Raw genomic sequence first — 16,205 nt, 5'->3', positions numbered from 1 at the left:
ACCTCTTTCGGCAATTGTAACTGTCCGTTCCACTTTTCTGTAAACGATGCAGCTTCAATTGTAAATTTTCAGGCTCCTTTATTTTCTTCCATCATCCGTCAGAATGCAAGTGTTCTTCGACATTTTCCAACAAACTTCACAGAATGTTATCCACGATATCTCCGAAAGCTTGTTCCAGGCCCAGCAGTTCCCGGCTGAGCCGGCTCCAATGCTCTGCAGAATCACCCCCTTTCAGGAGCTCAGTAATGGCGGCTTCCCGTTCGGCCAGATTCTCGCGCAGTGCCTTCACTGCACTGGACAAAGCTGCTTGCACACCGTCCGCATAGAAATCCAGAAGAAAGCCCTCCAGTGCTGAAGACGCTCCGGCAACGGCTTCTTTCATCCGGGGCTCTGCCGCCGCTCTGACCTCGTTCCGCCCCGTTCCCTCGAAGAAGTGGCGCGGTGATTTGAAATGGTTCCACAGCGTCATCCAGTCCAGCGGGGCAAGCCTGCATTCCAGCTTGGCCGGCGAGGCCCAAGGCCCGTTGTCCTTTTGAAGAAACTGCAGCTCATCAGCCGGTATGGACAGCTCTGCAGCAGCCGATAACGCCGCTGTGCGCACAAGTCTGCGTCCGGCAGCCTCCAGCCGCAGAGTCGTAGCCCATAGCTCCTGCTCCAGTTCACGCTGGATCGTCCGTTCCAGCTCTCTTCCACAGGCTGTAAAAATCTCTTTCAGGTGGCCCCCATCCTCACGGAGCAAAGAGGGATGAAACGATTCTTGAAAAAAACGGCCGAAGGAAAAGGAAATCCGCTGGCGGACATGATAGAGCAGCTCTTCGCCTTCCCGGCGCAAATCCCGGCGCGGCCGTTCTTCCGCTGCCAACAGCTCCAGCCGCTGTTCGGCCAGGCGGCGCTGCTCCTGCAGCCGTTCCATTTCCGCTTCACGCCGGCCTGCCGCCTGCCGGGCCTTCACCTGCCATTCCTCTGTCCGGCGGCGGACGGCGACCAGACTGTCCCTCGCTGCGGCCAGAGACAGCCGGGGCAGCTCTCCGCCCGCGAAATCCGCAAGCGCCTGCTCGAAGCGGCTGAACCGGGAAGCCCCGTACAGCTCCGGGTTATTGGACGTTTTGCCTTCCAGTGCCAGCAGGCTGGACAAGGAATACAGCTGCGGTGCGGTCAGCCCCCCGGCGCGCAGATTCTGCACGACATGCTCCTGCACCTCCTGCAGCTCTTCCTCATCCGCGGCCAGATCGGATGCGTTGATGATGAAGAACATTTTGTCCAGCGCGAAGCTGTCTTTAATCCGGCCGAGCTGGGCCAGCAGCCCGCGGTCCGCTTTGGAAAAGGCATGGTTGTAGTAGGTCACAAAACAGATCGCGTCGGCATTCTTCATGTAGCCAAAGGTCACTCCGGTATGCCGCGCGTGCAGCGAATCCGCTCCGGGGGTATCGACCAGCACAATGCCGCCCGCTGTCAGCGGACATTCGTAGTAGAGATCAATTCCCTGGATGAAGCAGGCCCGCGTCTCTTCGGCGACCAGCAGGCGGTATTCCTGCAGATCAACGGTGCGCACGGTTCCGAGCAGCGGCTCCGCTTCCCGCCAGCCCGCGGCCGCCGCGCGCAGAAATCCGGCATGCGGCAGCGACGAGGGATGGAGTCCGCCGACCTGCAGATTTGCGGCGGCAGCGGTCCAGGTCTCCCGCTGCGGAGCGGCAAGCTGCAGCACGCCGAAGGAATGGAGGATATCTTCCCAGAAATCCTCCATGCTCTTCATGGTGACCACCGCGCTGGCGTGACGGAAGTCCCCTTCCGGCGCCAATATGCGGTTCACCGCTGCCGTGGCGGGATGCGGAGACACAGGCAGCACTTCTTCGCCGAGCAGGGCGTTGGCGAAGGAGGACTTCCCGGCGCTGAACGCTCCGAACAGCGCCAGGGTAAAGCGGCCGCCGGCGAGATCCGCCGCCCGCGCCGCCAGGCTGCGCGCGGCCGAGGCCATGGCCGGCTCGCGGCGCAGCAGCTCCGCCGCAGCGTCCAGCGCCGCTGCGGCCTGCCCGAGCCGGCGGCGTCCGCCCGCCGGCGAAGCCGTACCCGCCGCAAGCCCTGCGGCGGGGCTTCCAGCCGCTGCGCGCTGCGGCGGCTGGGCAGTGCGCGGAGCGGCGTGCTGCGCGCCCGCCCGCGGGGTGACCCTCACCTCCGGCAGGGTGCCGGGGGTGAGGGGGCGGCGCGGCAGCAGCAGCGCCGCCAGGTCTGCCGCGCGGGCGTCCGCCGCGCGGTCAAGGGCGGCCAGCGCGGCGAGCGCGCGCGCCTGCCGCTGCAGGGCCGCCTCGCGGCGCGCAAGCTCCGCGCACCGCTCGTCTACGAGCGGCGGAAGCTTCGCCAGCAGCTCATCGCCGGCCCCCAGGGCAGCGCGGCGGAAGCCGGCTTTAATCTCAGCCGCAAGGGTGCGGCAGAAATTAAGCAGCGCCTCGCCGCTGAAGCCCGTTCCGGGCTTGACGGCAGCCTCCAGAAAGGAGGGGCTGACCGCCGGGAACGCCTGCTTAAGCGCCGTCTCCGCCGCCTCGTCCCATAGCCCGAGGCCTTCTCCCCATTGCCGCACCAGCTGGAGCAGATGCCATTCCAGCTGGGCGGCAATCTCCCGGGTCTGCAGCGCATGCCAGGCGGCCAGCCGTTTCTGCCGTTCCTTCTCCCGCTTCGCCGGCGTGAACAGCAGTCCCTTGCGGAAGCCGGGACTGGCGCTTTCGGCATAGGCTCCGGCCGCCTCCCGGACCTCTGCCGGCATCAGGCTGCTGTTGCCCAGCAGCGCATCCAGGCTGGCGCGCAGATCCGTGCGCGCCTCCTCAGCAAGCCCCAGGGCCTTCTCCCGTTCACCCGCACACTCCAGAAGCGCCTGCTCCACGGCGTCCCGGTCCGCCGTCCCCGCTTCCTCCAGCAGCTGCTCCCGCTCCTCACGCTGCTCTTCCCGGTAAGCGGCAAGCGCAGCATCCGCCGTGTGATAGAGGGATCGGGACAGGCTGTACTGCAGCAGCTCCTCACGCTGTTCCAGCAGCCGCCCGATCAGGCCCGGCAATTCCCTCCACTGGTTCAGCGGATGCTCCAGCACCTTAAGCGAAGTAAAGAGAATTCCCGCCGGATGAATTCCCCATTGACCGAAAGCGCTTTCCAATTGCTGCCGGTACACCTCGATGGAAATTTCACGTTCACGGTGCTTGTCGATCTGATTGACAATAAGATACAGCGGTTTGCCCCATTCACTTAGAGCTTTGGCAAAGGCCAGATTATTCTCGGACTGCACATGGTTATAATCCATGACATAAAAAACGACATCGGCGAGATGAAGCGCCGAATGCGTTGCCGCCTGATGCCCGTTATCTGTCGAATCCACACCCGGTGTATCCATAAGAACCCCATGTCTCCCCAGCAGCGGCACATTCTCCCACACATCAATGGCAGAGTAATCTCCGCCTCTGCGGCAAAATTCCTGCAGCTGCTCCGGTGTTGTCTCCCACGGAGCCGGCCGCACTCCCGATTCATTGGTTTGGGGATACAGCAGAACACGCGGAGCACCGCTGCGGATGGACACAATATTGGCACTGGTCGGCACCGGTCCTGAAGGCAGCACAGGCCGGCCGCACAGAAGATTGACCATACTGGATTTCCCTGCGGAGAAATGACCGCAAAAAGCAAAGGTAAGCTCACCGGCAGCGGCTTTGGCCTCCAGCTCCATAATAATTTGTTCCGCCGCCGTATCGCCCCATTGTTGCATAAGCTTCCTGAGCCCGGGATAGGGCAGCTCGCTCAAAATCTCTTTCTCCTTCTTGGCCTGTTCCGCTCCCACGTTAACTCCCACCTTCGCTGTATCCAGTATCGTACGTTTCGCAAGAATAGAATAATTACATTTTATCACCAGTTTGCCACAATTCAAATCATAACTATTTACAAAATCCCCTATAATCCCTCACGAAACAGAGCAAAACAGCTAAACTGCAATAATTTGCAGTTGGAATATAACACCTTTAGAGCTGGAGAATCAACAAACCGAATTCACAATTATCCATGAAAATCTCGTTCGCAGAGGCTTGAGCAGTGTCTGTTCCCGCACTCAAGCATGATGTATTTCAGGCGGTCGCCGATCCCACCCGCCGCAGTGTGTTAAAGCTGCTTGCCCGCAACGATATGCCGATTGTCGCCATCGCAGAGTGTTTTCCCCTCTCGCGGACAGCGATTAACAAGCATCTGCACATCTTGTCGGACGCCGTTCTTGTATGCCGCAAACGGATAGGCAGGGAAACACGGTACAAGCTTCAACCGGAGCCGTTAACAGAGCTCAAAGACCGGCTTTCCTTCTTCGAAGCCTATTGGGACGACAAGCTGCCGCCGCTGAAGGATCTCGTTGAAGAATGATCCTTACCCGTATGAATGGCAAAGAACAAAACGGCTATGACCGTCCTTCATTGACAGCGCAGCCGTCTTGGATTTCAGGTTCAAGGTTGTCTCAACCTGCCCGCCGTTCCACCAAATGGAAAAAGTGAACTTCATTCTCCCCACATCCCCTTTTCCGCAAGCGTTAGTGGGAAAAAGGAGAACTAATCCGTCCGATTCTCACCCTTCCAGGGGAAAATACTTCGATTAAGTTTACTTTTTCCCACTATCCTCTCTGCCGAACGCTTTTCTGTCCATTTTAGTTACCTAATTCCACTTCACTCCATTCAAACTGCCTGCCCCGGTAACGCCATACCGGTTAGACTTCCTAATTCCGCGCCTCCGCCAGCAAAGCATAGAACCGCCTATTGATTCAGCGCGATTTCAATGGATTTTAACCAATCCCTAAATTTATACATATCTCATCCTCAATATAAGAAACTCATAATTTCCTTAACAAGAACAAATTTGTCCTTCAACGGCTCAATTAATAGCAGCTTGCACCTGACTTTAGGCAAACCCTATCCACAATTCACGAGAACTCATAATTGACTATACAGCAAAATAACCCCACAAAGTGGGGCCTTGGCTTCGATGATGACTCAGGTACTTTGCGGCGACCTCAAAACATCTAAATTCCTATCTTTAAAAAAAGCCGGCCCAGGGGCCGGCTTTTCCAATTCACTTTGCAGCTGTTGATGATGCACCCGGGCTTTCGAATTAAGCAGTTTCCAGAACCGGCAGCAAAATTTCAAACACCTTGCCGTGCTGAAGAATCGTCAGACCACGGGATTTGTCTCTCATCACCACAACTTCAGGTTTCTGGGACATACGTTCCAGGTAATGCTCAGGCACATCGCCGGAGTGGCTGATTGTGATCCCTTCCACTTCCTGCTCTTCATTTTCTTCAAGCGGACTTTCAACTACACGTTCAAAAATATCGGAAAATGCTTCAAAATTGTCGGTATATACAGAAATGCACTTCATCTCTATCCCATCCTCTTCTTCATCTCTAACTCTTGACTCTTGTTGCGGTATGATTCTTAGGTTTCCTGATTACGGATGTTTTCATACGTTTCTTGCCCTCCCGGCAGACATCCAGCAGCGGGCAGACCTGGCACATGGGATTCTGTGCCTTGCAGTGATAGCGTCCGAAGAAGATTAGCCGGTGGTGCGTAAGTGTCCACTCCTCACGCGGCACCGCCTTCATCAGCTTCTTCTCCACTTCCAGCACGGAATCCTTCCAGCCCGCCAGGGCGAGTCTCTTGGCCACCCGCTCAACATGCGTATCCACAGCAATGGCCGGCACTCCAAACGCGTTGGACACTACCACATTGGCGGTCTTGCGTCCAACACCCGGCAGGGTTACCAGCAAATCATGGGCCTGCGGCACCTCTCCGCCATATTGCTCAATCAGAATCGAGCAAAGGCTTTGAATATGCTTTGCTTTGTTGCGGTATAGACCAATACGCCGGATATCGCTCTCCAGTTCCTCAATAGGTACAGAAATGTAGTCAAGCGGGGTCTTGTACTTTTGAAACAGGTCCCCGGTCACTTTGTTCACCGTTGCGTCCGTACATTGGGCTGAGAGCAGCACGGCTATTGTCAATTCGAAAGCATTGCTGTGGTTCAGCTCACAATGCGCATCAGGGAACATATCTCCGATGGTATCCAGGATGTGGCGGACCTCTGCGACTTTCATAGCGTCCCCTCCACGAAGTGTTACCTCTCAGCCGCAAGCAGAGAGAGTAACTTCTCGATTCTAAGGAAATATAAGCAAAGTATGTATTGTAACGTACAGGTTCATACATTGTCAGCAAACACATGACCAGCTATATTTCAAGTGGAAACGGCTTCGCCGTCCTGATATGGACGGTATCCGTTTCAGCGGGAAAGATAAGGCTAATTTATAGCATGAAACATATAAATTCTTATCTTTCAAAAAAAACGTCTTGATGCAGGCAAAACGCCTGAATCAAGACGGTGTTTCACACGGAAAATCACCAAACCCTTATTGTTTCACAATCTCAACAAGAATATTGTTATTGAAATACATTATAATATTATCATTTTCTTTGAGAGATTGCACGGATAAAGTAGTGTCGCCTTGATGAATATATACATTCGCCCCCAGAACAAAGCGGTAATTGTTATCGTCAAGGCTCGTCCGTTTGACCAGAATCTCACCAGATCCGCTCTCATAACGGGAAAAAGCGCGGCTCTGCTGGCTCATTACGCGAATAATCGTTGAGCCGTCGGCATCCTTCCGCACTTCCACGCGGTCTGCCGCAGTGATGCCGGACAGAGTGGCTGCAGTAACCCCCTCCCGGATAACCTTAACGCCTCCGCCGGCCGTAAAGCTCTGTGCTGCACCGGCATAATCCTTCACCGTAAGTGTTCCGGCAGCGGCATCTACTGCGGATACCTGGCCTGTTGTAAGCTTAACCGCCTGCAGCGTCAAAGGTGTACTGCCGTTGAACGTCGCATTTACAAAGCCTCCCACCTTCAAATCGCTGATCGTGATGGTCTGTCCGGATTCATCCGTCAAAGCCGCCGTAACCGTATAAATATCGGCAGTGCCCCCAGACCACTTCACCCCCAGCTTGTTGGCAGCCGCATTCAGGGAAGTAATCTCAAGCTGTACGTTTGAGTTCACACGAAGGATGGATACGATATCCTGGTTTCCGGCGAGTACGGCAGTCACCGAGCTGTTCAGTGCAATATCTGTAACCGCCACGGAGGTCCGCCCAAAGAAATCCACCGCCTGCGGATAAGCCAGGTTGAGTGTCTGGCCGCCGGCCAGCTTCAGGGTCATGATCTTCGTTGTGTTATTCACTGCGGTTAAGATTCCTGTGTATTTGGTGCTTGTTTCCACAGAGATTGCACGCTGTCCGGCAGCCACCACATCTACCTTGCGCCCTTCGGTGAGGTTATATCCCATATTGGTTAAGGATGTGGTAGCCACGCCGTCATAAGCAAGCTTCGTATTCGCATCAAGCTGCACCAAATGCGCTTTATTGCTGGTATCCATAACCGTCAACAGCAAGGTCTTGGCACTGTAGTCCACCACAGTCGCTCCGGTGAACTCCTCGATTTGCCGGCTGAGGACTTCAATCTTCGTTACCTGGTCACTGCTGTTCAGCGTGAGCTGCACATTGTCTCCGGCCGTTGCATCCGCGATCAGCTCCCCAATGACCGGGGCGGCAATACCCGGAATGACGATGGCCGGTGCTGTTCCAAGCAGCTTCACCTCACGCGTGCCGTCCGGCTTTTTGTATACAACCGTAGAGCTGGTCAATTCAGTTAACGACCCCTGCACAGTCCGCTCTACCCCTGAAGTCACTTCTACAGTTCGGATAATATTATCCTTAATTGTATATTTGACCGCGGCCCCTGCCTTCAGATCAGCCGGCAGCAGCACCGCGCTTTGCGAGCTGAAGAGTGTAGTGCCATCCTCCCACTTGAAGGTTTCTGCTGTGCCGTCCGCTGTTGTAAATGTAATGCTCTTGGCGGCGGTGTCCACACTTTGAACGGTTCCGGTTGCCGTCTTGTTTACGATGCCGGAAGTGACCTGGACCTTGACAAGCTTATTCGTACCGCTGTAGGTTTCCCGCAGCAGGGATACCTTGCTGGCAGCGGTAATCGAGCCTGCGGCAATTACAGCACCGTTCACATCTACAAAGGAAGTGGTTCCATCATAGCTGTACTGGTCATACCCGGTTGGAGAATCCAGCCAGATTGTACCCGGAGTGATTTTGGCAAATACGCCTTCAATGGTCTGCACCTGCTGCACCGGGTCCGTTACTTCTACGTAAGCCGCATTATAGGTAGCTCCGATTACGGTCACTTGGGTATACGGCTTGATATCACTAAGATTGATTCTGGTTTCAGAAGTGCTGGTAAAATAGGCCGTGCTGTTCGTCAAATTGAAAACGGAAGTATTCCCATTGCTGTATAACGTCAGCTTGCCATCCTCAAGGGCGCTGATGCTGCCTTTGAAGGTATTGTCATAATCCAGCGTATTCTGAGCCTCTGCACGGCTGAAGAAGGTGGCCAATTGCGCCCGGGTTACAGCCCCTTGCGGATCAAAACGGTTGCCGTCCAGTCCGTTGGCCAGACCCAGGTCCACTGCGGCATTGATGAATCCCCGTTTATTTGCGGTAACTTTGGCATCATCGGCAAAACCGGTTGGTTCAGTGGACACAGCAGCAGCTTCGGCGCTTTTGCCCAGTGCCCGGATCAAGATTTCGGCTACCCATTCACGGCTGGCCTTGCGTTCTCCCCAGGAAGTCTTCAGATTATCGGGAGCCATTTCGGTCGTCTTGTCCAGCAGCCCCTGCTGGAAAGCCAACACGACATAAGGCTTGTAGTAATTCGTTACTTTGAAATCTGTCGGAAACTCGACAGCAGTACTGCTGTCCGCATTGCCTTGCAGCTTCATGAAGCGCAGTGCCATCAGCACCGCTTCCTGCTGGGTCACGGAATCCCCCGGACGGAACAGACCGTTATTGCCGACAACAATCCCTTGGGAGGCCAGTTTATAGATATGCTTTTCGGCCCATAAGCCGCTTTTCACATCACTAAAAATCCCAGCTGCTGAAGCTGTCGCGCCGGTCGCTGCAGGGGTTGCTGCCGTATCGGCAAAAGCCGCGCCCGCTCCGCCAAACACCATCGTGCCCGCCAGAATTGCGGCTGCCGCCTTGCTGGAATAAGTATAAATTGAACGTTTTGACCTCTTTTGCCTGGACAATAGGTTATTCCCCTCTCTATGAATCAATTAAATAGCCTCTAAAAATGTACATTCGCCAGCTAGCCCGCTGCTTCCTGCGTTTACCTTACAAACCGCTGTTCTCTCTGGTCATTGGATGCTCCAGATCAACGTGGCCCATCAGGCTTTCCACTTGTTCGCCATCCACCAGAACCTCAATGCTCTTCACTTCCTCGAACTGAAACAGGGTTTTGGCCAGAGCGTTGATGGCAAAAGCTTCACCGCCTGCACCAAGCTGTGCTTCATCCGGTTTATGAATATCCATCGTAATCTGCCCGCCGGCAAATTCAAGGGAGATAAGCTCAATTTTGGCCCATAATGGAATCTGGTCCGCATTCCCGCTGCTCTGCAGCGCTTTATAGGCTTCGCTGTATTTCTCCGCTTCATCTGCAAAGCTTATGGAAGCCTTGGCCGGAACCAGCTCCATTTGCTGAGGGTCCGTGAAATAAACGGATATATTCTGAGTCTGTTTGTCCGGTGCTGCCGGCTGCTCTGTAGCTGCAGGAGAAGCGGTAGCAGGCTCAGTTGTGGGTTGAGCGGTTGCCGTGGCCGCCGCGTCCTCTCCCCCGGCATTGCTGCCGTAAGCGCCGCCGGCACCGTTTGCGACCGTGGAGCCTTGTCCAGCACCCTCGGCCGGTGCTGCAGCAGGCTTATCACCGCAGCCGGCTATCACAAGCAGAAGCACAGCTGCAATACCTGCATATGTCAATTTCTTGTTCATCAACAATTACCCCCTCTGGATGAATATGGGCAGACAGGGCCGCAAAGCCTTTTTGACCTGTTCGTACGGCCGAAAGCTGACTTTGCGGCCCTGCTCTGCCGCTTGGCTGCTGCTATAATTTGAGATATTCCTTGATTCCGGCGACAATGCCTGCGGCGACCTTGTTTTGCAGTGCTTCCGAGAACAACAGGGATTCATCTCCCTTATTGCTCAGGTAACCGACTTCAAGCAGTACGGCAGGCATGGTTGTTTCACGAATGACATGAAAATTCCCATAGCGCACTCCACGGTTGCTTAATCCGGTAGCCTGGACAAGGTACTTATGCATCACGTTCGCCAGCGCCTTGCTGGCATCACGCTGATAATAAGTTTCCGATCCGCTGGCCGCTGACGAACTGCTGCTGTTGGCATGAACGGAGATGAACAAATCGGCTTTGAGATTGTTGGCCATCCCCGCCCTGTCCTTCAGCTCCAGGAAGGTATCATCGCTGCGGGTGAGCACTACATCAATATTGTTTTCCTGCTTGAGCAGTGCGGCAGCCTTCAGCACAACTGCCAGGTTGAAGTTCTTCTCGTATTTGCCGGTAACCCCGACAGCGCCGGAATCCTTGGCTCCATGGCCCGCATCAAGCACCACAAGCTTCCGTCCGCTGTTGCCGGGCAAGGTCGCAGTATCGTCCGTGCTTTGCGCATTCAAATCAATAACGACAAGCTTGGAGGCATCTCCCGACACCTCAACGCTGTAATTTTTGGCATTATTCAAATCAATTACAAAACGAACGGTATACGGTGCGGTATTATACAGGGAGTAGCGCACCCCTGAAACATCCGGATAATCCGTCACGGTAAGCTTGCCGTTCAGGTTAGGGTCAAGCTCCTGGCCTGTCCCGAACACATCCGAGAACGTGGCATTAGGCAAATCAATCACAATCCGGTCAGGTCCGGATACCTTGGATACCAGCGGCTGTGAATTCCCGTCCATGGCAATCATCAACCGGTTCTCGCTGAAGCTGACGCCATTGACCATAGTCAAGTCTGTTGTCGTATCCGCCGGCGGCACGACCACGCTTGTCCCATCTCCATCTGAGCCATCTCCAGTACCGGTGTTATTTCCGGGTATTTCCGGGGTAATAAGATTTACGATCTTTGCCGTGTTGTCCCAGGTGACCGTAAGACCGAACTGTTCGCCGATGAACCGGATCGGCACCAGCGTCGTATCGCTTCTCAGAAGCGGCGCTGTTGTAAGAACCACAGTCTTGTCATCCACGGAAGCCGCGGTCTGGTTAACAACCAGCTTGATGGTCTTGCCTTGCTGTTCGATTGTAACCGTCTTGCTCTTCTGATCCCAATCCACCTTGTAGCCAAGGTTCTCGGCAATCATTCTTAGCGGTACCATGATAGAGTTGTTCACATTTTCAACCGGAACGTTCTGCCCCGCGGTCAGCTCCTTGCCGTCAAGGAAAATCTTGTTGTTCCCGGCAGCAGCATGCCCTTGCTCCGGCAGAACCAATACAAAGAGCAGCAGCAACAGCATAAAAGCAAATTTCTTCATTCTTCACCTCTAAGAATCTAGTATTCTGCCTGTATAGCAGCGTTCATGATGACAGTCCGCCTGACAACCTTCGACATTGATTAGACGCCGGCTTCCCTTAAAAGTTGCGAATAAATGCCATTTAAAAACATGTTTTCTCACCTGTATCTATCAGAAAGCGCAGTTTACAGTCCGAGATATTCCTTAATTCCGGCCACAATTTCCCGGGCCAGGCTGTCCTGAAGCCGCTCGCTGTACATTGCCGATTCGTTCCCCGGATTTGTAAGATATCCTGCCTCCAGCAGAACTGCAGGCATGCTGGTTTCTCTCGTGACATGCAGACTCTTGCTCCTTATCCCGTTGTCCTTGAACCCCGTTCCCGCTACCAGATGCTTATGCATAATCTGGGCCAGCGGCAAGCTTTCCGTCCGTGAATAATAGGATTCGCTGCCATTGACTTTATCTCTGTTCGGATATTCAACAGGCAAAGAGTTTGCATGCAGAGAAATGAACAGATTGGCCTGTCCCGCTTCCGCAATCGCTACACGCTCCTGCAGCCCAAGCGTGCTGTCCTCCGTGCGGGTGAAGACTACGTCTGCCACTCCTTCCTGCAGCAGCAGTGTCCCCACCTTTTGAATCACGGCGAGATTGAAATTCTTCTCCAGCCTGCCCGTAAGACTGACGGCTCCGGATTGTGTTCCTCCATGCCCGGCATCAAGAGCAACTAACGGCCTGCCGGAGAATCCCGTGCCTCCCGGAAAGGGTGTTCCGTTGCCCTCCACATTCAAATCCACGGTCACAAGCCCCGTGCTGTCCTCCGTACTCACTTCATAGGGCTGGCTGGCGACCGTTTGGATTACAAATCTGACGGTGGGCGGATTCACGCTGAAGAGCGCATAGCGCACCTCCGAAATCAACGGATATCCGCTGACATCCAGCTTGCCCTGCGGACTGCCGCTGGCGGAAACACCCGGGAAGCTGCCGGCAAAACCGGAGGCAAACGAAGCCCCGGGAAAATCAATGATAATCCGCTCCGGACTGCCTATCTTTGTCACAGTAGGCTTGGCTGCCCCGGCCACCGCGATAATCAGCCTGTTCTCGCTGAACACAGCCCCCATGACCTGCGGCGAAGCGGCAACCGTACCCGCGCTCCCCGGAATAGGGGTAGGCGTAGGCTCTCCCGCTCCGGTTACAATGTCTTCGTCTGTCCCTTGGCTGTCTGCAGGAACATGGGTTGGCGCCGGTATAGCTGCTGAAGCCGGATCCTCCGCTGGCCAAGGAGCGCTTGAACCGGCTGCAACATCATTAACTCCACCGCTCAAGTAGACGGTCTTGTCAGTGTTGTCCCAGCCAACCTTCAGTCCGAACTGCTCGCTGATAAACCTTATAGGCACCAGCACCGTGCCGCCGTTCTGCTTCGGGGCGGCATTCAATGCCAGCGTCACCCCGTCGGCTTCGGCTGTTTTGCTGCCCACGGCCAGCTGCACGCTCTTACCATCCTGCTGAACGGTTACTTTGCGTGATTCCTGCTCCCACAGCACCTCAAACCCCAGATTCTCGACCACCACACGTATAGGAATCATAACGCTTCCATTTACATTTTCCAGGTTGATTCCCCGCGGCAGCTCCAGCTCCTTATTGTCCATTACAATTCGACCCGTGCTGTTCCCGGCAGCAGCGGCTTCATGGCCGGCGAATGATAGCAGTAGCAGTGGAAGCAGCAATAGAAACAGCACCCGTTGTCCGGCTCTTCTCATCCTTTCCTCTCCTTCTGGCAAATGATAGATACATAGATACGATTAAGACGACAGAAAACTCCAAAAGTTACCTTCTCCGGCAATGAATATATCGATTATAGCAAAAAAACTTCTATTTCCGACACCCGGAAATAGAAGTTTTGTGTAAATCTTGTAAAGTTTTCGTATTGACTTTGGTTACGAAAACAGCTTGGCGGCGTGGCGCTCCTCGTACGCAGCGATTTCATCCGCGTGCTGAAGTGTCAGACCGATATCATCCAGACCCTGCAGCAGAAATTGACGGCGGTGTTCATCCAGCTGAAATGTAATGCTGAGTCCGTAAGCATCACTAAGCTGATTGTTCTCCAGATCCACTGTCAGCTGATAACCATCATGCTCTGCCGTGCGCTTGAACAGCTCATCCACCTGGGCTTCCGAAAGCTTAATCGGCAGAATGCCGTTTTTGAAGCAGTTGTTGTAGAAGATATCTGCATATGAAGGGGCGATGACGACCCTGAAGCCGTAGTCCATAATTGCCCAAGGCGCATGCTCACGCGAGGAGCCGCAGCCGAAGTTGGCCCGCGAGATCAGAACAGAGGCCCCTTTGTAGCGGGGTTTGTTCATCTCAAATGCGGCATTGTCATTACCGGCTTCATCAAAACGCCATTCGTAAAACAGAAATTGCCCAAAGCCCGTGCGCTCGATCCGTTTCAAAAATTGCTTGGGAATAATAGCATCCGTATCCACATTTACCCGGTCTACCGGGGCAACAATTCCGGTTAATTTCTTGAATTCTTCCATGATAAGCTCCTCCTGCTCTCTCAAGTTCTATGCGTTGACGGCTTCCTTCTTGTAGTTCCAGTCACGGACATCGGTAAAATGTCCCTTGATCGCAGCCGCAGCCGCCATAGCGGGAGATACCAGGTGTGTACGTCCGCCGCGGCCCTGCCGCCCTTCAAAGTTGCGGTTCGAGGTGGATGCGCAGCGCTGTCCGGGCTGCAGAACATCAGGGTTCATGGCCAGGCACATGCTGCAGCCCGCTTCACGCCATTCAAAGCCTGCTTCTGTAAACACCTGGTCAAGCCCTTCCTTCTCTGCCTGCAGCTTCACGCGTCCCGATCCCGGAACCACAATTGCCGTCACCTGATCGGACACCTTGTGCCCTTTGGCTACCTCGGCGGCAGCGCGCAGATCTTCAATGCGTCCATTCGTGCAGGAGCCGATAAAGACGTAATCAATGCCAATTTCGGAAATCGGCGTTCCCGGAGCCAAATCCATATATTCAAGCGCTTTTTCAGCAGCCTTGCGTTCGTTTTCGGTGGTGAAGTCCGCCGGATTCGGCACAGTGGACGTGATGTCCGTACCCATGCCCGGGCTGGTTCCCCAGGTAACCTGCGGTATCAAAGTCTCCACATCGAATTCAACAACCGTATCATACTCGGCGCCTTCGTCGCTGACAAGACTCTTCCAGCTTTCAACGGCAGCTTCATAAGCTTCGCCCTGCGGCACATATTGGCGTCCGCGCAGATAGTTGAAGGTAGTCTCGTCCGGAGCAATCAGCCCCGCTCTCGCCCCGCCTTCAATGGACATGTTGCAGACCGTCATGCGCTCTTCCATCGACAGCTCGCGGATCGCTTCGCCAGTGTACTCGATAACATAGCCGGTAGCAAAGTCAGTCCCGTATTTGGCGATTACGCCGAGAATCATATCCTTTGCAGTAACCCCGGGGTTGCGTTTGCCGGTGAAGCGGACTTCCATGGTCTTGGCCTTGGACTGCTGCAGACACTGCGTGGCCAGCACATGCTCAACTTCACTGGTGCCAATGCCAAAAGCGAGTGCGCCGAAAGCCCCGTGTGTGGAGGTGTGGCTGTCGCCGCAGACGATGGTTTTGCCAGGATGGGTCAACCCGATTTCGGGACCCATGACATGTACTACACCCTGGTCGATATCATTCAGATCGAACAGTCTTACCCCAAAGTCACGGCAGTTCTGCGACAGCGTATCAATCTGCTGCTTGGAGATCGGGTCCTTGATATTGTAACGGTCCTTCGTGGGAACGTTATGGTCCATTGTGGCAAAAGTAAGGCCCGGACGGCGTACCTTGCGGCCGCTCAGGCGAAGCCCTTCAAAAGCCTGCGGGGAAGTTACCTCATGCACCAGATGCAGATCGATGTAAATGATGCTCGGCTTGCCTTCCTCCTGATGGATTACGTGATTGTCCCAAATCTTTTCAAACATTGTCTTGTTGCCCATTGTTTTCACCTCATAAAGTAGAATCGTTCATTGGAAGAGAAAGTGGAGTCTCTCTTGAATGATCTAAATATAACATCGCCACGTTTATAATTCCAAGATATAATTTCTATAAAACCGATAGGTGAATCCTATAAGCCGGGTTCCCCGTGAAAAATGGAACCGAGCGAGAACGGACTGTGCGGTGCGGGACGAATCAGTGCGCTGATGAATGCCGGGAAGCCGCTGCTGCTTGGGAGGGAAGAGCTTGTGGTAAGAACAAAACGGCTATGCCGTCCTTGACCGGTCAGCGCAGCTGTTGCATTTCAGGTGTAAGGCTGGCTGCTGAAGCCAGGCGGGAAGCCAAGTGGAAAAGGTCACTTCATATTCCCCCAGCCGCTTTTTCGCAAGGGTTAGTGAGAAAAGGATCCCTAATCGTTCCGTTTCTCTCCCTTACAGAGGAATACGCCTACATTAAGATGAACTTGAACCATTTATCCAAAGGGCAGCCATTTTTAGTGGTAAAAAGTATAACTAATCCACCATATTCGGATCCTGGGTCATCCCTAGTGGGAAAAGTAAAACTAATTCGCCTGAAATCAGCCATATGGGAGGGAGTGGGCCTATATTAAGAGTACAAAATCCCACTAAAGCCCGTTAAAGCCAGAATTCCAGCCCATTAGTGTTACTTTTTCGTAACTACTTAGGTCCTGGTTGTCACGAGAACGAAAACTGATCTTGGATCGCAAGAAGCAAGGAAGGAAGAAGGGGGCGAGATTGTTTGCGAAGGGAAGAAATCACACTGCGAATTCGGGCAAATTC

Annotated in this window: 11 protein-coding genes; 1 reads left to right on the top strand and 10 read right to left on the bottom strand. The window is 54.2% G+C overall.

Annotated elements, in window-relative coordinates; translation table 11 throughout:
- Nucleotides 1-136 precede the first annotated feature (136 nt).
- Nucleotides 137-3,814: a dynamin family protein gene (locus tag HYD27_RS30360; protein ID WP_219221526.1), complete on the bottom strand. Its 3,678-nt coding sequence runs from the start codon at nucleotides 3,812-3,814 to the stop codon at nucleotides 137-139.
- Between the two features lie 248 nt (nucleotides 3,815-4,062).
- On the opposite strand from HYD27_RS30360, the gene HYD27_RS30355 reads away from it, so the two are divergent.
- Entirely contained in the window at nucleotides 4,063-4,380 is a 318-nt protein-coding gene (locus HYD27_RS30355) for an ArsR/SmtB family transcription factor (protein WP_219221525.1), read from the top strand.
- Nucleotides 4,381-4,383: 3 nt separating this feature from the next.
- Here the strand turns inward: HYD27_RS30355 and HYD27_RS32525 are convergent, their stop codons facing one another.
- The 9 genes from HYD27_RS32525 to leuC all read right to left on the bottom strand — a co-directional run bounded on the left by HYD27_RS32525 (nucleotide 4,384) and on the right by leuC (nucleotide 15,407).
- Nucleotides 4,384-4,515 carry a hypothetical protein gene (locus HYD27_RS32525; RefSeq protein WP_255596539.1) on the bottom strand — a complete coding sequence of 44 codons (132 nt, stop codon included), beginning with the start codon at nucleotides 4,513-4,515 and terminating at the stop codon, nucleotides 4,384-4,386.
- A 603-nt stretch (nucleotides 4,516-5,118) separates the two neighbouring features.
- Nucleotides 5,119-5,385, bottom strand: a complete 267-nt coding sequence (locus HYD27_RS30350) for a hypothetical protein (protein WP_020432793.1) — start codon at nucleotides 5,383-5,385, stop codon at nucleotides 5,119-5,121.
- Nucleotides 5,386-5,410: 25 nt separating this feature from the next.
- Nucleotides 5,411-6,100, bottom strand: a complete 690-nt coding sequence (nth, locus tag HYD27_RS30345; RefSeq protein ID WP_219221524.1) for an endonuclease III — start codon at nucleotides 6,098-6,100, stop codon at nucleotides 5,411-5,413.
- A gap of 309 nt (nucleotides 6,101-6,409) precedes the next feature.
- Nucleotides 6,410-9,148 carry an S-layer homology domain-containing protein gene (locus HYD27_RS30340; protein WP_219221523.1) on the bottom strand — a complete coding sequence of 913 codons (2,739 nt, stop codon included), beginning with the start codon at nucleotides 9,146-9,148 and terminating at the stop codon, nucleotides 6,410-6,412.
- Nucleotides 9,149-9,233: 85 nt separating this feature from the next.
- A complete protein-coding gene (locus tag HYD27_RS30335) occupies nucleotides 9,234-9,887 on the bottom strand; it encodes a GerMN domain-containing protein (RefSeq protein ID WP_219221522.1) in 654 nt (217 codons plus the stop codon).
- A gap of 112 nt (nucleotides 9,888-9,999) precedes the next feature.
- Nucleotides 10,000-11,439, bottom strand: coding sequence for an N-acetylmuramoyl-L-alanine amidase family protein (locus HYD27_RS30330; protein WP_219221521.1), 1,440 nt, complete (start codon nucleotides 11,437-11,439; stop codon nucleotides 10,000-10,002).
- A gap of 164 nt (nucleotides 11,440-11,603) precedes the next feature.
- Nucleotides 11,604-13,175 carry an N-acetylmuramoyl-L-alanine amidase family protein gene (locus HYD27_RS30325; protein WP_219221520.1) on the bottom strand — a complete coding sequence of 524 codons (1,572 nt, stop codon included), beginning with the start codon at nucleotides 13,173-13,175 and terminating at the stop codon, nucleotides 11,604-11,606.
- Between the two features lie 177 nt (nucleotides 13,176-13,352).
- Entirely contained in the window at nucleotides 13,353-13,955 is a 603-nt protein-coding gene (leuD, locus tag HYD27_RS30320; protein ID WP_219221519.1) for a 3-isopropylmalate dehydratase small subunit, read from the bottom strand.
- A 27-nt stretch (nucleotides 13,956-13,982) separates the two neighbouring features.
- Nucleotides 13,983-15,407, bottom strand: coding sequence for a 3-isopropylmalate dehydratase large subunit (gene leuC, locus HYD27_RS30315; RefSeq protein ID WP_219221518.1), 1,425 nt, complete (start codon nucleotides 15,405-15,407; stop codon nucleotides 13,983-13,985).
- Nucleotides 15,408-16,205 lie beyond the last annotated feature (798 nt).

Source organism: Paenibacillus sp. S150 (assembly GCF_019352175.1).
Taxonomy (GTDB): domain Bacteria; phylum Bacillota; class Bacilli; order Paenibacillales; family Paenibacillaceae; genus Paenibacillus_AQ.
This window is presented reverse-complemented; position numbering and strand designations above follow the sequence as displayed.